This is a genomic window from Devosia sp. T2-14 (genome assembly GCF_055397495.1).
Window position 1 is genome coordinate 1045001 of sequence record NZ_AP027921.1, and the last position, 14985, is coordinate 1059985.

The following is a 14985-nucleotide window of genomic DNA, read 5'->3' on the forward strand; positions in this document are numbered from 1 at the left end:
TCGCCTTGCGCGTCTCGCCGCGATTGATGTGGATGCGCGCCGCAATCAGCGCCGCCGGCACGAAATCGGGCAGCAGCTTGAGCGCATTGAGCGAGTGATCGAGTGCCGCCAGTGGATTGCTGTTTTCCACGTCGCGGGCACGCGCGGTTTCGATCACCGCCTGACGCCGGCGCTTGCGCGCCCGATCTTCGCGGCTCGATGCCTGTTCGACATTGACCATGGCAACGGCTTCGGCCCATCGGCCGCGCTGGGCCAAGTCGTCGAACACCGCGTCGGCAGCCCAACCGCTTTGCGGGGAGAGCGCCAGCGCCTTGCGCGCAAAGGTCAGCGCCGCCTCGGGCCGGTGCTGCACGCGTGCCTGATCATAAAGGCCGGTCAGCGCCGCGACGGCGGTCTTTTCATTGGCGATCAGCGCCCGATAGTGCTCGCGCGCCGCCGGCATGTCGCCCAGCGCCAGATCTGCCCGCGCTTCAAGCAGCCGGGCCGCCGCATTGGTCGGCAGGCGGGCCTGCGCATCGCGCGCCAAAGCCCGCGCCCGGGCGGGATCGCCGGCCTGCAGCGCCACGATGGCATCGGACAGCGCCTCGACGCCCTGTTCGCGACGCCTCTCGCGGCTTCGGCGCGCCATGTTGCGCGGCGTGGTGACGATCCGGCGAATGATGGCCCAGAGCAGGATCACCACGGCGGCAACTACGATGAACATGAAGATCGCCGCGCCCAGCCGCGGCTGCATGCGATAGCCGGCCACTTCCAGCGTCAGCGTGCCGGGCAGCGAAATCAGCCACGCCGCCAGCGCCGCAACAATCAGGCTTCCGACGATCCAGGAGGCGAGGCGGATCATTTGAGGGCCTCGCCGCTGAGAGCGCTGGCCCGCAGGCCATCCAGGAAACGAACACCCTCGGCCTGGCTGGCGATCAGCCCGGGCACGTCACCGGCCGCTGCCACCATTGGCGCCGGCAGCTTGGCAATCAGGTCCTCGGCCGTGGTGAAGTCGCGGCGGTCGATTGCCGCCTCCAGGCGCGACATCACCGCCTGGGGATCATCGCCCTCGACTTCTCCGGTGGGACGCAGGGCGATGGCGGAGCGGAACCAGTCGAGCGCAGCATCCTGCCATTGGCCATCCGAAACAGTCGGGCGCGCCGCCAGCATATCGGGCAGCACGTCAGCAAAGCGGCGGGCAATGGCGTCAGGGCGGGTAAGCCCGGTTTCGGCCCCATTGGCAATGGCCGCCGGCACCGCCGCATTGGGCACGGCAGCTCGCAGCGCCGCCAGTTCGGTGGCATAGGGGCGGCCGGTGGCGAAGGCAGTTTCAAATCCGGAGAGAATCAACGGCAGCTGCAGCACCGCGCCGATATCGCTGGGCTGGTCGGCCAGGGTGGCCGTGGTCTGGCTGACCGTGGTGTCAAGCGTGCGCAGGGCCGATTCGGCCGTGCCCACCCTTGCCGCCAGCTCATCGACGCGCGTCGCGAGTGCCGTGAGATTGCCACGCAGGCCATCGACGGCCACGGTATCAGCCGCAGCTGCGGGTGCGGCCGCCAAAGCATCGATACGCGCCGTCAGCGCTGCGACGTCACCTTCGAGCCCGGTCAAGTCGACCGGAGCCGCGCTCGCAGGCGCAGGTTCCGCCGATTCCAGCGCAGCAATCCGCTGGTTGAGGGCGGCCAGTTCGGTCTGGGTGGTCTGCGTCACCGTTTCGAGTTCGGGAATGGCGCTGGCAAAGCCGGCAATGCGCGGATCGGCCGGTTGCGGCGCGGCGGGTGGCGTCGGCCATAGCCCGGCCCAGGCCAGCCCATAGGCCGCGGCCAGCCCGATGACGCCGCCACCCAATGCCGAGATCAGGGCCGAGCCCCTATTGGAAGGTGCAGGCGTCGGCGGCGTTGCTGGTTTCGATTCGGCGGTCTTGGAACGGCTGGCGGTTTCCTTGGGCGGCGTTTCCTTGGCTTCGGATTTTTCCGAGCCGGCTGGCCGGGCCGTCAGATCAAGAACCGGGGGCTTCACCGCGCCGGATTTGCTCTCGCTCGGTTTGGGATCGTTGCCCTTGGTATCCGCCATTGCAGGTCCTCTTCTCAGGTGCCGATCATGACCCAGATTGCTCGCGGGCAAAAGCCAATGCGAGCGCCATCATGGCCTCTTCGTCGGGATGGTCAGCCAGGCTGATGCGGCTGAACCGCGCCGCCAGGGCCGGTTCGGCCACCGCCTCCGACATGCAGAGCAGCGCCAGTTGCTGGCGGCGCTCGCGCGGCAGTGCATCGGCCAGGCGGCAGAAAATCTCGGCCGTGCGGCGCGAATAGAGCAGCACCGCCGCAATATCATCGGCCAGCCCGTTGATAATGTCGTCGGGCAATGCGTCGACAGCGACCATGTCATAGATCTTGGACGTTGCCACCATCACCCCAAGCGGAGCGAGGGCCTTGGCCAGATCGGCGCTTTGATGCCGCGGCGCCGGGTAGAAGACCGGTCCTCGCAATTCGGCGATGGCCATGGCATTGACCAGATCCTGAAACGCCCCCGCCGCACTGCTGACGCGCGCAAAGCCCGCCGCCTGCGCTTCGCGCGCCGTGTGGTCGCCAACGGTAAAGACCGGCAGATGTGCATAGTCGCCAATCACGCCGCGATCAGCCAGCGAGCGCACGGCATTGGCTGATGTCAGCACCATGGCCGTAAAGCCATCGGGCGGCGGCAGGCTGGTATCGAGCGTTTGACGCACCATCAGCGGCACCGCCACCGCATCGATATCGAGGGCGGCAAGGCGAGCCTGGGTGAGTTCTCCATCCGGCTCGGGCCGGGTCACCAGCATGCGCATCAGTTGCTGGCCCACTGTGCCAGCCACTCGGTGCCGGCCTGCGCAATCAGGTCATCGCCGACCTGCTTGCCCAGCAACTCGGGATCGGTGCCGCTAGCGAAGCTCTCGAAGGCGGTCTGGCCATCAAGGCTGAGAATTTGCCCCTTAAGGCTTAGGCTATTGCCATCAAGGCGGGTCAGCGCGCCGACCGGGGTGCGGCATGAACCATCGAGCACGGCCAGCATGGCGCGTTCGGCAGCGATGGCTCGATGGGTCGCGGCGTGATCGAGCACACTCACAATAGAAGCCATGCGGGCGTCATCGCTGCGGACCGCAATGCCGATTGCGCCCTGCGCCGGGGCTGGAATGAAAATCTCGGGATCAAGCAGCGCCGTAGCGCGATGGCCTTCGCCCAGCCGGTTGAGCCCGGCCACGGCCAGCATGGTGGCATCGGCCACGCCATCAAGCAGCTTCTGCAGGCGCGTGCCGACATTGCCGCGGAAGGGCACGATCTGCAGGTCCGGCCGCACGCGCAGCACCTGCGCGGCGCGGCGAATCGAGGACGTACCGAATTTGGCGCGCTCGGCGAGGTGGTCGAGGCTCTGCACCTTCACGGACATGAAGGCGTCGCGCACATCTTCGCGCTCGAGGAAAGCGGCCAGCACCAGCCCATCGGGCATGCGCGTTGCCACATCCTTGGACGAATGCACGCCGATATCGACACGGCCGCTCAGCATGGCCTCGTCGATTTCTTTGGTGAAGAGGCCCTTGCCGCCAATTTCAGAGAGGCTGGCATTGGAGGCCTGGCTGCGGTCGCCACCGGTCGAGATCACGTCAATCGTGATATCATCCTCGCTGACCCCATGGGCCTCGGCAAGCAGGCGGCGCACCAGGCGCGCCTGCGCCATGGCGAGCGGGCTGCCGCGTGTTCCGATCCGGGCGAAAGGCGCTGGCGATTGCATAGTCTCGTCGTCCTATAGTAGGCAGGGGCAACCCCTGAGGGAGTAACCAGTTCGTCGTGACCGGGCAAGCGCCAGCCACCATCCTCGGCATAGAGACCAGTTGCGATGAAACCGCAGCGGCCATTGTCATGCGCGACCAATCCGGCAATCCGGTGATTCGTTCCAATGTGGTGCGCTCCCAGCTGGACGAACATGCGGCATTTGGAGGCGTCGTACCAGAATTGGCGGCGCGCGCCCATGTTACCTATCTCGATCATATCATTGCGCAGGCCTGCCGCGAGGCCGGTGTAAGCCTCGATGAGGTCGATGCCATTGCCGCCACGGCCGGTCCCGGACTGATCGGCGGCGTGCTGGTCGGCCTCACCACGGCCAAGGCCCTGGCTGCCGCGCTCGACAAGCCGCTGATCGCCGTCAATCACCTTGAGGCCCACGCGCTGACTGCAAGGCTCACCGATGGCGTCCAGTTTCCTTATCTGATGCTGCTGGTATCGGGCGGCCATAGCCAGTTCGTCCTGGTGCGCGGCGTCGGCGACTATGAGCGCTGGGGCACCACCATCGACGACGCCCTGGGTGAAGCCTTTGACAAGGTGGCCAAGCTGCTCAGCCTCGGTCATCCCGGCGGCCCCGCCGTCGAACAGGCCGCCAAGGCGGGCGATCCCAAGCGCTTCCGCTTCCCCCGCCCGCTGCTGCGCGAGGCGCGGCTCGACTTTTCCTTCTCGGGCCTCAAGACCGCCGTGCGCCTGCAGGCCGAGGCCCTCGCCCCGCTGAGCGATCAGGACGTGGCCGATATCTGCGCCGGTTTCCAGGCCGCTGTCGCCGAAGTGGTTTCGGTCCGCGCCCGCCAGGCGCTGGAACGCTTCAAGGTCGAGTTGCCAGAAGCGCGGCCGCAACTGGTGGTCGCGGGTGGCGTTGCCGCCAATCGCGCCATCGCCGCAGCGCTGGACGCCGTTTGCGGCAAACTCGACGCCACCCTGGTCGTGCCGCCCATCGCGCTCTGCACCGACAATGGCGCCATGGTCGCCTGGGCCGGGGCCGAACGCTTTGCCCTGGGCGTCGACAACGGCCTCGATTTCACCGCCCGCCCGCGCTGGCCGCTCGATCTGGATGACATGAAGGTCGCTCCCGATGCCGCTTGATCACGTCATGGTTGTCGGCGGGGGCTCGTGGGGCACCGCCCTTGCGCAGGCCGCCGCCATGGCCGGTCGCCGCGTCACGCTCGTCGCCCGCGATGCCGCGCAGGTCGACGAAATCAACACCAGCCACACCAACCGCCGCTATCTCGGCGAGCAAAAACTGCACGCCGCCATCACCGCAACTATGCAGGCCGTCGAGGCCGATATTGTCATCCTTGCCGTTCCCGCCCAGGCCAGCCGCTCCGCGCTCGGCCTGATTGACCCGGCGCTCCTCGCCGGCAAGCCGGTGATCCTGTCGGCCAAGGGGCTCGAAATGGGCACGCTGGACCGCCAGAGCGAGATTCTGCTGGATATGGCGCCCGCAGCCATTCCCTTCGTGTTGTCCGGCCCGAGCTTTGCCGCCGACGTGGCCGCCGGCCGCCCCACGGCCGTAACGCTTGCCGGCGACGATGCCAGCCAGACCTCGGCGCTGGCCGCGGCCCTCGCCGGTCCGAGCTTTCGCCCCTATGCCGCCGATGACCGCATTGGCGTCGAGATCGCCGGGGCCCTGAAGAACGTCTATGCGCTGGCCTGCGGCGCCGTCGATGGCGCGGGGCTCGGCGCCTCGGCCCGATCAGCCCTGATTGCCCGCGCCTATGCCGAAATGGCGCGCATGGTCGCTGCCATGGGCGGTTCCGCCTCGACGCTTACCGGTCTTGCCGGGCTGGGCGACCTGACGCTGACCTGCACGTCGGTGCAATCGCGAAACTACCAGTTCGGCATGGCGCTTGGGCGCGGCGAATCGGTGGAAGCGATCGTCGCCGGCGGGGCCAAGCTCGCCGAAGGCGTCGCCACCACCCCGGTGGCCGACGCGCTGGCGCGCAGCCACGGCGTCGATGCGCCGCTGGTCGAAGCCGTTCTGGCCGTGCTCACTGGCAAGGCCGACATTACTACAGTGGTGGCGGGGCTGATGTCGCGCCCGCTCAAACGAGAGGATTGATGCCATGTTGTTCGCCATGATGGCCAAGGACAAGCCCGGAACCACCGATTTGCGCACGGCCACCCGCCCCGCCCATCTTCAGCATCTCGATGGCCTTGGCCAGCAGCTGCGCCTTGCCGGCGCCCTGCTCAATGATGCCGGCACGCCCGAAGGCTCGCTGATCGTCGTCGAGGCCGATTCGCTGGACGCCGCCACCGCGATCTTCCATGCCGATCCCTTCGTTGCCGAAGGCATTTTTGGCGATATCGAGATCAAGGCCTGGCGCATCGCCTACGACCACCTCTCACCCAAGGCCTGATGCCATGGCCTACTGGCTGATGAAATCGGAGCCCAATGTCTTCTCGTTCGATGACATGATGGCCAAGACCGCGCGCGGCGAGCCCGAACAATGGCACGGCGTGCGCAACTACGCCGCCCGCAACAACATGAAGGCCATGCAACTCGGCGACGAGGCCTTCTTCTACCACTCCAATATTGGCAAGGAGATCGTGGGCATCATCAAGGTGATCGCCCTCGCCCATCCCGACAGTACCGCCGAACTCAATCTCAAGGGCGAAGTGGTGTGGGAATGCGTTGATGTGGAAGCGGTCAAGCCGCTGCCCAAGCCTGTCACGCTGGCAACCATCAAGGCCACGCCCGAGCTCGAAAACCTCGAACTGGTGAAGCTCTCGCGCCTGTCCGTCTCCAAGGTGTCGCCCGAGGAATGGGCCTTCATCTGCAAGATGGGCGGACTGTAGGCCGCCTGCCCTTGATCTACCACGGCATCCCAGCCTTCGCGGGGGTAGCCAACACTCCCCGTGGCAACGGCACTGGCCCCACGCTAACATCTCCCCGCGCTGCGTCGCGCCGAGGGAGATCACATCATGTCGCATTTTGCCGTCAATTGGTTGGCCGTCATTCTGGCCACCGTCGCCAGCTGGGCCTTTGGGGCCGCCTGGTACATGGTCTTTGCCAAGCAATGGCTCGCAGCCATCGGCAAGACGCCCGACCAGATCAATCGGGCCGATTACACCCCCTATATCTGGTCGGTGGTGTGCCTGCTGGTCATGGCCTATTTCATGGCTCTGCTGACCCCGGCACTGATGGGCAGTAACAGCGTCACCAATGGCCTGATCGTGGGCGCGCATATGTGGCTGGGCTTTGTCGTCACCGCCATGGTGCTCAACCACCGCTATGAAGGCGCACCGTGGTCCCGCACCTTCATCAATGCCGGTTATCTGCTGGCGGTCCTGCTGATCGACGCCGTGGTCATCGGCCTCTTCGGCTAGGCGCCGTTCGCCCACCGAACATCACCCTCGGGGCGACCCGAGGGCACTTCTTGCTTCACCCACCGGGTGAGAGAAACCTAGCTCTCCACCACCACGGGCGGAACGTGCTTGGGCTCGGCTTCGGGGGCGTATTTGTTGAGCAGGCCCACCTGGGTGATCGAGAAGATCACGGTCAGCGGCATCACGCCCCAGACCTTGAAGGCGACCCAGACATCGGTCGGGAAATTGCGCCACAGCACTTCATTGATGATGGCGAGGACCACGAAGAACACGCCCCAGTTCAGCGTCAGCTTGCTCCAGCCTTCCGGCCGCAGCTTGTAGACGTCGCCGAACACGTATTTCAGCAGCGACTGCCCGAAGACCAGCCCGCCCAGCAGCACCGCGGCAAACAGCCCATTGGTGATGGTCGGCTTGATCTTGATGAACGTGTCGTCCTGCAGCCACAGCGTCAGCCCGCCGAAAACCAGCACGACGACGCCGGTGACGAGCGGCATCACGGCGATCTTCTTGAGGATCAGCCAGGTCAGCGCCAGCGAGATCACCATCGCGCCCATGAACCAGCTGGTCGCCACGAAAATATCGGCCCGCGCATTGGCGATGAAGAAAATCACCAGCGGCCCAAGCTCGAGCGCCATCTTGATGAGCTGCGGACGCAATTCGTCCCAGTTGATCTCGGGTTCGGCTTTCTCAGTCATGGACATTAGGACTCTTTGGTTCGACGCCTTGCAATGTGATGGCTAGCGCCCCGCCATGCAAGGCAACATAGGTCGCAAGCATGGTCAGATTTGGGCTGTCACTCGCCGGCAATGGCCCGCGCGAAGTCAGCTGCGGTGAACGGCTCAAGGTCCCCTACCCCTTCCCCCACGCCGATGTAATGAACCGGCAGGCCGAACTTCCTGGCAATCGCCACAAGGATACCGCCGCGCGCCGTGCCATCGAGCTTGGTCATCACCAGCCCCGTCACACCGGCCCGTTTGCCGAATATTTCCACCTGTTTCAGGGCGTTCTGGCCCGTTGTCGCGTCCAGCGTCAGCAGCGTGGCATGGGGCGCGCTGGGGTCGACCTTCTTGATCACGCGAATGACCTTTTCAAGCTCGTTCATCAGCTCGTCGCGGTTCTGCAACCGCCCCGCCGTATCGATGATCAAGATATCGCGACCTTGCGCCCTGGCCTCGGTCACCGCGTCAAATGCCAGCCCCGACGCATCGGCGCCGGCCGGACGGCTGATGACTGGGACATTGGTGCGCTGGCCCCACACCTGCAGTTGCTCGATCGCCGCAGCGCGGAATGTGTCACCCGCCGCCAGCATCACCGACTTGCCCTCGGCGCTGAACTTCTGCGCCAGCTTGCCGATCGTCGTCGTCTTGCCCGAGCCGTTGACGCCGATCATCAGGATGACGAAGGGCTTGTGGCTCGCATCGATCTCCAGCGGCCGGGCCACCGGGCCGAGCACCTTCTCGACTTCGGTCGCCAGCACGGCGCGCACATCTTCGCCCGACACATCGCGATCAAACCGGTCCCGGCGCAGCGTCTCGGTAATGGCGAGCGCCGTCTCCAGCCCCAGATCGGCCTGGATCAGCACGTCTTCGAGCTCGTCGAGCGTCGCCGCATCGAGCTTGCGCTTGGTGAAGACCGAGGTGATCGACCCGGTGAGCTGGTCGGACGACCGCTTGAGCCCTCCGGCCAGGCGGGCAAACCAACCCTGGCGGGGCGCTTCGACGGCAACGGGCGCAACCGCGACTGGCTCGACGAGCTGGGCCGCGACCTCGGCCTGCTCTTCGATATCCTCGATATAGTCGGGCGTTGCCTCGGGCGGTCCGGGAAAGGGCACTTCTTCGGGCGCCGGCACCAGGTCCGGCACGGGCTGCGGCGTCAGCGGCACCGGCTCGGGCGGCGCGACAGGCGTCTCGGGCAGCGTCTCGGGCGGCGCCGGCGGCGGTGGCGTTTCACCACCGAACAGGCGCTTGAAGAATCCCGGCTTCTTGTCAGTCATCGGTCGTATCCATTTCGGCGCTCATGCGCTCTTATCCCACGACGTGGAGGGGAGCCACCGTCTCAAGCAGCTGCGCTCAGCACCTGGCCCACAAGGCCCTCGCCGGAAATCCCGGTAATGCGCACGGCAATCAAGTCGCCCGGCTGCGCGCCGGCAACCGCCACCGGCACGAACTGCTCGGAGCGGCCCATCCCGTCGCGCTCGATCAGCACCTGTTCCACCATGCCGACGCGGCTGGCGCACAGCTTGGCAAACTGACGGTCGCCCTCGGCGCGCAACAGCGCCGCCCGGTCCCGCGCGATGCGCTTGTCGACCTGCGGCATGCGGGCGGCCGGCGTGCCTTCGCGGGGCGAATAGGGGAACACATGCAGATAGGTCAGGTCCGCCTCGGCGACGATGGCAAGCGTGTTGGCAAACATCGCGTCATCTTCGGTCGGGAAACCGGCGATGATATCGGCGCCAAACACGATGTCGGGCCGCAGCCCGCGCAACCGCGCCACGATATCCAGCGCATCGCTGCGGCTGTGGCGGCGCTTCATGCGCTTGAGGATCATGTCGTCGCCCGATTGCAGGCTGAGATGCAGATGCGGCATCAGCCGCCTGTCCCCAGCCATGGCGTCATAGAGCGCGTCGTCGGCCTCGATGGAATCGATCGAGGAAATCCGCAGCCGCGGCAGGTCCGGCACATGCCGCAGGATGGCCTGCGTCAGCTTGCCCAGCGTCGGTGCACCCGGCAGGTCCGCGCCATAGGAGGTGGTATCGACCCCGGTGAGCACCACTTCGCCGTAACCATTGGCGACGAGCTTTTTGACCTGCTCCACCACTGCGCCCATCGGCACCGAGCGCGATGGCCCCCGGCCGAACGGGATGATGCAGAAGGTGCAGCGATGGTCGCACCCGTTCTGCACCTGCACGAAGGCGCGCGCCCGCCCGTCCATGCCCTCGATCAGGTGGCCCGCGGTTTCCCGCACGCTCATGATGTCGTTGACCTGAACCTTGTCATTGAGCGGCGTGCCGAACACCATCGGGGTGTAGCTCTCGGCCTTCATCTTGTCGTTGTTGCCGATCACCAGGTCGACTTCTGCCATGTCGCCGAAGCTGCGCGCCTCGGTCTGGGCGGCGCAGCCGGTGACGATGATGCGGGCCTCGGGGTTATCGCGGCGGGCCTTGCGCACCGCTTGCTTGGCCTGGCGCACCGCCTCCGCCGTCACGGCGCAGGTATTGATGATGATGGCGTTGTCGAGCCCGGCCTTTTCCGCCTCGGCCTTCATTACCTCGGCTTCATAGGCATTGAGCCGGCAGCCAAATGTCAGGGTCTCGACGCCCATCAGGCCGCGACCTCGTCGCGCGTCCAGGCGCCGGTGGCCGGATCGAGCACGCCCGTCCATTCCCGTTCGGCGGGACCGGTCAGCACCACATGGTCATCGCCGCGCCATTCGATCACCAGATCGCCGCCCGGCAGCGTCACGGTTGCCTTGCGGGCGGTGCGCCGGGTGCGGGCGCCATTGACCAGCGCCGCGCAGGCGGCGGTGCCGCAGGCTTCGGTAATGCCGGCGCCGCGTTCCCAGGTGCGCAGAATGATCTTGTCGGGCGCCACAACCTGGGCGATCGAAATATTGGCCCGCTCGGGGAAGATCGGATGGTTTTCCAGCATCGGTCCGATCCGCTCCAGCGCATAGGACCACACGTCCTGATGCACCCAGAAGGTGGCGTGCGGATTGCCCATCGAGGCCACCGACGGCGAATGCAGCACCGGCGCATCGATCGGCCCGATCTGCAATTCGATCTGGCGGGTGTCGGCAAATTCTTCGGCCAGCGGGATGTCGTACCAGGCGAATTTGGGCGTGCCCATATCGACGGTGATCATTCCGTCGTCGCCCTCCTCGCCGAACAGGATGCCTGCCACGGTCTCGAAGGTGAAGGCCTGCCGCCCCTGCTCGGCGCTCAGCGCCTGCACGACACAGCGCATGCCATTGCCGCAGGCCTGCGCCTTGCTGCCATCAGAATTGATGATTTCGATATAGTTCGCCGTGCCGGGCGTCCGCGGATCATGGATCGCCATGATCTGGTCGAACTTGGTGCCCGGGGTAGCATTAATGGCAATGGCAGCAGCCGGCGTCACCCGATCGGCGCGGCCGCGCATGTCGGCCACGATGATCTGGTTGCCCAGCCCGTTCATCTTGAGAAACGGCACGCCGCTCAATGTCTTGCCTCGCCCGAGGGTGATGGATTGGACCCTATATGACGGATGTGGCGCAAAATTGCCAGTGCAACACCATGTGCACCACGATGTACGTCACGCGCAGGCCGTATTCGCTTCATGGCGGTTTAACCACGGCAGGAGGCAGTTACCCACCACTGAGCCGATCCTGTCTATGGTGGGCTGGCAAATGAGAACACGTGGCAGATGAGCGGCACAGCGATGGAAAGCGCAGGCGACCTGTCGGCCCTCGCCGGGCCGGGCCCTGACCTTGCGTCCTGCCTGCCGCTCGACCAGTTGCCGCGCGCCGCTTGGGATAGCCTCTCGGCCACCGCCATCGAGCCCAACGCCTTCTTCTCCGCCGGCTATGCACTGCCGGCCTTTGCCCATAGTTACAGCGGCCCAGCGCCCCGGGCCTTGCTGGCATATGGCCCGGCCCGCCAGCTCATCGGCCTCCTGCCGGTCGTATCGGCCTGGTCGGCTTTGCGCCTGCCGGTGCCGGCGTTCGTGGCCCGCCAGCCCTATAGTCCGCTCACCGTACCCCTGCTGCGACAGGACCAGGCCGAGGCCGCCGCCGGCGCACTGATCGACGCCGCCGCTCAGGCCGGTGCACGCCTGCTGTCGCTACCGGCCATGACGCTCGATGGCACGGCCTTTGCGGCCCTTTCGGCCGCGATGGCGCAGCGTGGCCTCGTGGGCGTCGTGCACGACCGTCACGAAAGGGCCGCGCTCGACGCCACCCAGGATGGCGAAACCTATCTGCGCGCCGGGCTGGGCCCCAAAAAGCTCAAGGAACTGCGCCGCCTGCGCCATCGTCTCGAGGACGAGGGGCAGCTCGCCTTCACCCATCTCACCGCTCCCGCCGATGTCGCAGCAGCCCTCGACCGCTTCCTCCTGCTGGAGGCCGCGGGCTGGAAGGGCGCCGGGGGCACCGGGCTGGGCCAGAGCGCCGATGACGCCGCCTTCGTGCGCGCTGCGGCGGCCGAGGGCATGTTCACCATTGCCGAGCTGACGCTGGATGACCGCCTGCTCGCTTCGGGCATCGTCATGCGCGAGGGCGACCGCGGCTTCTTCTTCAAGATTGCCTATGACGAGACCATGGCGCGCTATTCGCCCGGCGTGCAGCTGACGCTGGAACTGACCCGGCTGTTCGCCGCCGACCCCACCCTGGCGCTGGTCGATTCCACCGCCGATGCCGGACACCCCATGATCGATCATGTCTGGCGCGAACGCCTGAGCGTTGGCGACCTGCTGATCCCCACCCGACCCAACGATCCCATCGCGGCCGCCATCGTGGCGCTCATGGCCGCCCGCCGCCGCACCCGCCTGCTGCTCAAGGCGCTGCGGCATCGCCTCAAGACCTTCAAGGAGACCCGGACATGACCACCCCGTTGCTGACTGCCGACGATGCGGCTTTCGAGTCGCTGTTTCCCAACAAGCCCTTCCGCATGCGCCACAGCCTGGTCGGGGATGCCCGCCTGACGCTTCCGGCGATCCTCGAACTGGTCAAGGCCCTGCCGCGCGACCGTATCGAATACAATTCCGGCAAGGCTGCCGTCAGCCAGGACCCCAATTCGACGCCGCTGGTCGATCTCGACCCCGAAGAGGTGATCAAGCAGATCGAAACCGCCGGCGCCTGGATGGTGCTCAAGCGCGTAGAGCATCACCCGGTCTATCGCGAACTGCTCGAAGAAGCGCTGGCCTCGGTGGCGATGGCGCAGGGCTACAAGACCGCCAAGGAAGCCCGTTTCACCGATATCCAGGGCTTCATGTTCGTTTCCTCGCCCAATTCGACGACGCCCTTTCACCTCGACAGCGAGGACAATTTCTTCGTGCAGATCCATGGCGACAAGCAGTTCGCCATATATGACAACGAGGACCGCTCCATCGCCAGCGAAGACCAGATCGAGCATGCGATCACCAAGCATCGCAATCTCAAATTCGACGACGCCTATGCATCGCGCGGCACGGTCAATGAACTCAAGCCCGGCGAAGGCGTGTTCGTGCCCTATATCTGGCCGCACTGGGTCAAGACCAAGGGCACCTATTCGATCTCGCTGGCCATCACGTGGAAAACCCCCGAGGTGAAGCGGCGCAACAATCTCTATGTGGCCAATTCCATGCTGCGCGATCGCGGCTTCCCGCAAAAGGCGCCCGGTGTCAGCCCCGCTTTCGACAGCATCAAAATTGCTGCCGTGCAGACCATGGCCGTGCTGGCAGCGCCCCTGCGCAAGAGCGAGGGCCTGCGCAAGCTCATCCGCTCCATCGTGCTGGGCAAGGATGCAAACTACTATTATCGCGACAAGCCCAAGGCCAAGCAGATCGGCATGTAGGCCGAGGGATCAGGATAAAAGGCGGCGCGGGAAACCGGGCCGCCTTTTCCTTTAGCCCCGGCCGATCCGGAACACCTGGCGGCGCGCCCACCTGGCGGCATTCCAGAGCGCGGGCGTCTGCTTGATGAGGCGCTTCAGCGCCCCGCGCGCCCTCATCAGCGCGGCAAAGACCCGTCCCTTGGCCGTCAGGGGAATGATGCTGTCGAACACCGCCTGCGGCTCGGTCCACTCCACCTTGTAGTCGAAATCGCCCAGGCCCAGGTCAAAGCTCTCGATTCCGTCCGCCAGCAGCGCATCCATCAACTCGCCGATCAGAATCGCCATCAGGCTGTAGCGGCCCGCCGGTCCCGCCGTGGTGGAGTTGATATATTGCGAATAGTGATCGCCTGCCGTCGTGCCCCAGCTGGTCGCCACGATCTCGTCGCCCGCCAAAAGCGCGTGCGCGCACAGCACCGGCCGCCTGCTGTCGAAACTGGCCTCAGCCGTCTCGAGGAAAAACTGCGGAAACGGTAGCTGCGCAAAGATATTGTCGACGCCCATCTCGTCAAAGCGGGCGCCACGCTGCTCGATGAAGGTGGCATGCACCCGCTTCAGCATGGCCGTATCGCGGACCCGCACCAGCCGCACCGGCCCCAGCAATTCCTCCAGCCGCCTCCGGCCGCGCTGGATATTGTTGCGCCGCTTGGCGCTGAGGCGATCGGCAATATAGGGGATGCGCGCCCCGGCTATGCTGACGCCATAGAGATTGGACGCGGCCGGCGCATGGGGCAGCGCCAGCACCGGATTGGGCATGCCCCGGCATTGCGTGGCCTGCCCGGTCAGCAGCAGCGCATCAAAGCCGCCCGCCGCCTGCGCGATCCCGGTGAATATGGCCATCAGCTCGCTGGGCGACGGCTGAAATTCCGGCGTACAGAGGATCCAGTCGCTATTGGACTGCCGCATGCCCAGGAGACGGGCCCGGGCGACGCCAAAACGGCGTTCGATCACGAGCGGCAGGAGGGCAACGGGATTGTTATCCTGCCGGATGACCGCGATGGCGACGCGCCCATCCGGTTCGGCGCCAGCCGCCAGGAGCCCTGCCACCCAGTCATAGCGCTGATAGGCCATCAGCAGCCCATGCGCCTCGAGCCCTCGCCAGATCGGCTCCGCGTCGGCCATGCGCTCCAGCACGTCCACGCGGAACGGCCCGCGTGAAGCCGCAACGCCTGTTGGGGCGACTGGAAGATCGGCCTGAAACACGGACTCGAGCGAACTGGACAGGGTGGTTCCCGACGGCACAAATTGAGTTCCGGGGAGCTTAGAGGGCAAACACCACCATTTCCTTAGCGACGGGGT

The 14985-nt window shown here is 65.9% G+C and carries 16 protein-coding genes (1 of these 16 running past the window's edge); 7 read left to right on the forward strand and 9 right to left on the reverse strand.

Annotated features, from left to right (window positions below):
- The 4 genes in view from ACZ5WT_RS05095 to hemC are tightly spaced (at most 25 nt apart) and all read right to left on the reverse strand, a layout consistent with a single transcriptional unit that may run on beyond the window.
- On the reverse strand, positions 1 to 841 hold the 5' portion of the coding sequence (locus ACZ5WT_RS05095) for a heme biosynthesis HemY N-terminal domain-containing protein (RefSeq protein ID WP_464286297.1). Its footprint begins 527 nt before the window's first position; 841 of the gene's 1368 nt are visible here — the first part of the coding sequence; it begins with the start codon at positions 839 to 841; its stop codon lies off the left edge, out of view.
- Positions 838 to 2052, reverse strand: a complete 1215-nt coding sequence (locus ACZ5WT_RS05100; RefSeq protein ID WP_464286298.1) for a COG4223 family protein — start codon at positions 2050 to 2052, stop codon at positions 838 to 840. The genes ACZ5WT_RS05095 and ACZ5WT_RS05100 overlap by 4 nt, the downstream gene beginning before the upstream one ends.
- A gap of 25 nt (positions 2053 to 2077) precedes the next feature.
- Entirely contained in the window at positions 2078 to 2830 is a 753-nt protein-coding gene (locus ACZ5WT_RS05105) for a uroporphyrinogen-III synthase (RefSeq protein ID WP_464286299.1), read from the reverse strand.
- Positions 2803 to 3744 carry a hydroxymethylbilane synthase gene (gene hemC, locus ACZ5WT_RS05110; RefSeq protein WP_464286300.1) on the reverse strand — a complete coding sequence of 314 codons (942 nt, stop codon included), beginning with the start codon at positions 3742 to 3744 and terminating at the stop codon, positions 2803 to 2805. The genes ACZ5WT_RS05105 and hemC overlap by 28 nt, the downstream gene beginning before the upstream one ends.
- An 80-nt stretch (positions 3745 to 3824) precedes the next feature.
- Between hemC and tsaD the strand changes: the two genes are divergently transcribed.
- The 5 genes from tsaD (at position 3825) to ACZ5WT_RS05135 (ending at position 7124) form a co-directional block, all read left to right on the forward strand.
- On the forward strand, positions 3825 to 4880 hold the full coding sequence (tsaD, locus tag ACZ5WT_RS05115) for a tRNA (adenosine(37)-N6)-threonylcarbamoyltransferase complex transferase subunit TsaD (RefSeq protein WP_464287150.1): 1056 nt from the start codon (positions 3825 to 3827) through the stop codon (positions 4878 to 4880).
- Positions 4870 to 5856 carry an NAD(P)H-dependent glycerol-3-phosphate dehydrogenase gene (locus ACZ5WT_RS05120; protein ID WP_464286301.1) on the forward strand — a complete coding sequence of 329 codons (987 nt, stop codon included), beginning with the start codon at positions 4870 to 4872 and terminating at the stop codon, positions 5854 to 5856. Before tsaD ends, ACZ5WT_RS05120 begins: the two co-directional genes overlap by 11 nt.
- Positions 5857 to 5860: 4 nt before the next feature.
- Entirely contained in the window at positions 5861 to 6154 is a 294-nt protein-coding gene (locus ACZ5WT_RS05125) for a YciI family protein (RefSeq protein ID WP_464286302.1), read from the forward strand.
- Positions 6155 to 6158: 4 nt separating this feature from the next.
- Positions 6159 to 6593, forward strand: coding sequence for an EVE domain-containing protein (locus ACZ5WT_RS05130; RefSeq protein WP_464286303.1), 435 nt, complete (start codon positions 6159 to 6161; stop codon positions 6591 to 6593).
- 126 nt (positions 6594 to 6719) lie between these two features.
- A complete protein-coding gene (locus ACZ5WT_RS05135) occupies positions 6720 to 7124 on the forward strand; it encodes a DUF1761 domain-containing protein (RefSeq protein WP_464286304.1) in 405 nt (134 codons plus the stop codon).
- A gap of 77 nt (positions 7125 to 7201) precedes the next feature.
- Here the strand turns inward: ACZ5WT_RS05135 and ACZ5WT_RS05140 are convergent, their stop codons facing one another.
- From ACZ5WT_RS05140 to dapF, 4 genes are all read right to left on the reverse strand, one after another.
- Positions 7202 to 7825, reverse strand: coding sequence for a septation protein A (locus tag ACZ5WT_RS05140; RefSeq protein ID WP_464286305.1), 624 nt, complete (start codon positions 7823 to 7825; stop codon positions 7202 to 7204).
- Between the two features lie 92 nt (positions 7826 to 7917).
- Complete coding sequence (ftsY, locus tag ACZ5WT_RS05145) at positions 7918 to 9117, reverse strand: signal recognition particle-docking protein FtsY (protein ID WP_464286306.1); 1200 nt, start codon at positions 9115 to 9117, stop codon at positions 7918 to 7920.
- A gap of 62 nt (positions 9118 to 9179) precedes the next feature.
- Positions 9180 to 10445 carry a tRNA (N(6)-L-threonylcarbamoyladenosine(37)-C(2))-methylthiotransferase MtaB gene (gene mtaB / locus ACZ5WT_RS05150; RefSeq protein ID WP_464286307.1) on the reverse strand — a complete coding sequence of 422 codons (1266 nt, stop codon included), beginning with the start codon at positions 10443 to 10445 and terminating at the stop codon, positions 9180 to 9182.
- Positions 10445 to 11296, reverse strand: coding sequence for a diaminopimelate epimerase (dapF, locus tag ACZ5WT_RS05155; RefSeq protein ID WP_464287151.1), 852 nt, complete (start codon positions 11294 to 11296; stop codon positions 10445 to 10447). The genes mtaB and dapF overlap by 1 nt, the downstream gene beginning before the upstream one ends.
- A gap of 228 nt (positions 11297 to 11524) precedes the next feature.
- Between dapF and ACZ5WT_RS05160 the strand changes: the two genes are divergently transcribed.
- Both ACZ5WT_RS05160 and ACZ5WT_RS05165 read left to right on the forward strand, forming a co-directional pair.
- A complete protein-coding gene (locus tag ACZ5WT_RS05160) occupies positions 11525 to 12700 on the forward strand; it encodes a GNAT family N-acetyltransferase (RefSeq protein WP_464286308.1) in 1176 nt (391 codons plus the stop codon).
- On the forward strand, positions 12697 to 13650 hold the full coding sequence (locus ACZ5WT_RS05165; RefSeq protein WP_464286309.1) for a cupin-like domain-containing protein: 954 nt from the start codon (positions 12697 to 12699) through the stop codon (positions 13648 to 13650). Before ACZ5WT_RS05160 ends, ACZ5WT_RS05165 begins: the two co-directional genes overlap by 4 nt.
- Before the next feature lie 51 nt (positions 13651 to 13701).
- Here ACZ5WT_RS05165 and ACZ5WT_RS05170 read toward each other — a convergent pair whose 3' ends face one another.
- Positions 13702 to 14928 (reverse strand): GNAT family N-acetyltransferase, encoded by a 1227-nt coding sequence (locus ACZ5WT_RS05170; protein WP_464286310.1) that lies wholly within the window; start codon positions 14926 to 14928, stop codon positions 13702 to 13704.
- Positions 14929 to 14985 lie beyond the last annotated feature (57 nt).

Coding starts and splice junctions, on each gene's coding strand:
- ACZ5WT_RS05100 (WP_464286298.1), bottom strand. CDS start 2,052: ATGGCGGATACCAAGGGCAACGATCCCAAACCGAGCGAGAGCAAATCC.
- hemC (WP_464286300.1), bottom strand. CDS start 3,744: ATGCAATCGCCAGCGCCTTTCGCCCGGATCGGAACACGCGGCAGCCCG.
- ACZ5WT_RS05120 (WP_464286301.1), top strand. CDS start 4,870: ATGCCGCTTGATCACGTCATGGTTGTCGGCGGGGGCTCGTGGGGCACC.
- ACZ5WT_RS05125 (WP_464286302.1), top strand. CDS start 5,861: ATGTTGTTCGCCATGATGGCCAAGGACAAGCCCGGAACCACCGATTTG.
- ACZ5WT_RS05130 (WP_464286303.1), top strand. CDS start 6,159: ATGGCCTACTGGCTGATGAAATCGGAGCCCAATGTCTTCTCGTTCGAT.
- ACZ5WT_RS05135 (WP_464286304.1), top strand. CDS start 6,720: ATGTCGCATTTTGCCGTCAATTGGTTGGCCGTCATTCTGGCCACCGTC.
- ACZ5WT_RS05140 (WP_464286305.1), bottom strand. CDS start 7,825: ATGTCCATGACTGAGAAAGCCGAACCCGAGATCAACTGGGACGAATTG.
- ftsY (WP_464286306.1), bottom strand. CDS start 9,117: ATGACTGACAAGAAGCCGGGATTCTTCAAGCGCCTGTTCGGTGGTGAA.
- mtaB (WP_464286307.1), bottom strand. CDS start 10,445: ATGGGCGTCGAGACCCTGACATTTGGCTGCCGGCTCAATGCCTATGAA.
- dapF (WP_464287151.1), bottom strand. CDS start 11,296: ATGAACGGGCTGGGCAACCAGATCATCGTGGCCGACATGCGCGGCCGC.
- ACZ5WT_RS05160 (WP_464286308.1), top strand. CDS start 11,525: ATGAGCGGCACAGCGATGGAAAGCGCAGGCGACCTGTCGGCCCTCGCC.
- ACZ5WT_RS05165 (WP_464286309.1), top strand. CDS start 12,697: ATGACCACCCCGTTGCTGACTGCCGACGATGCGGCTTTCGAGTCGCTG.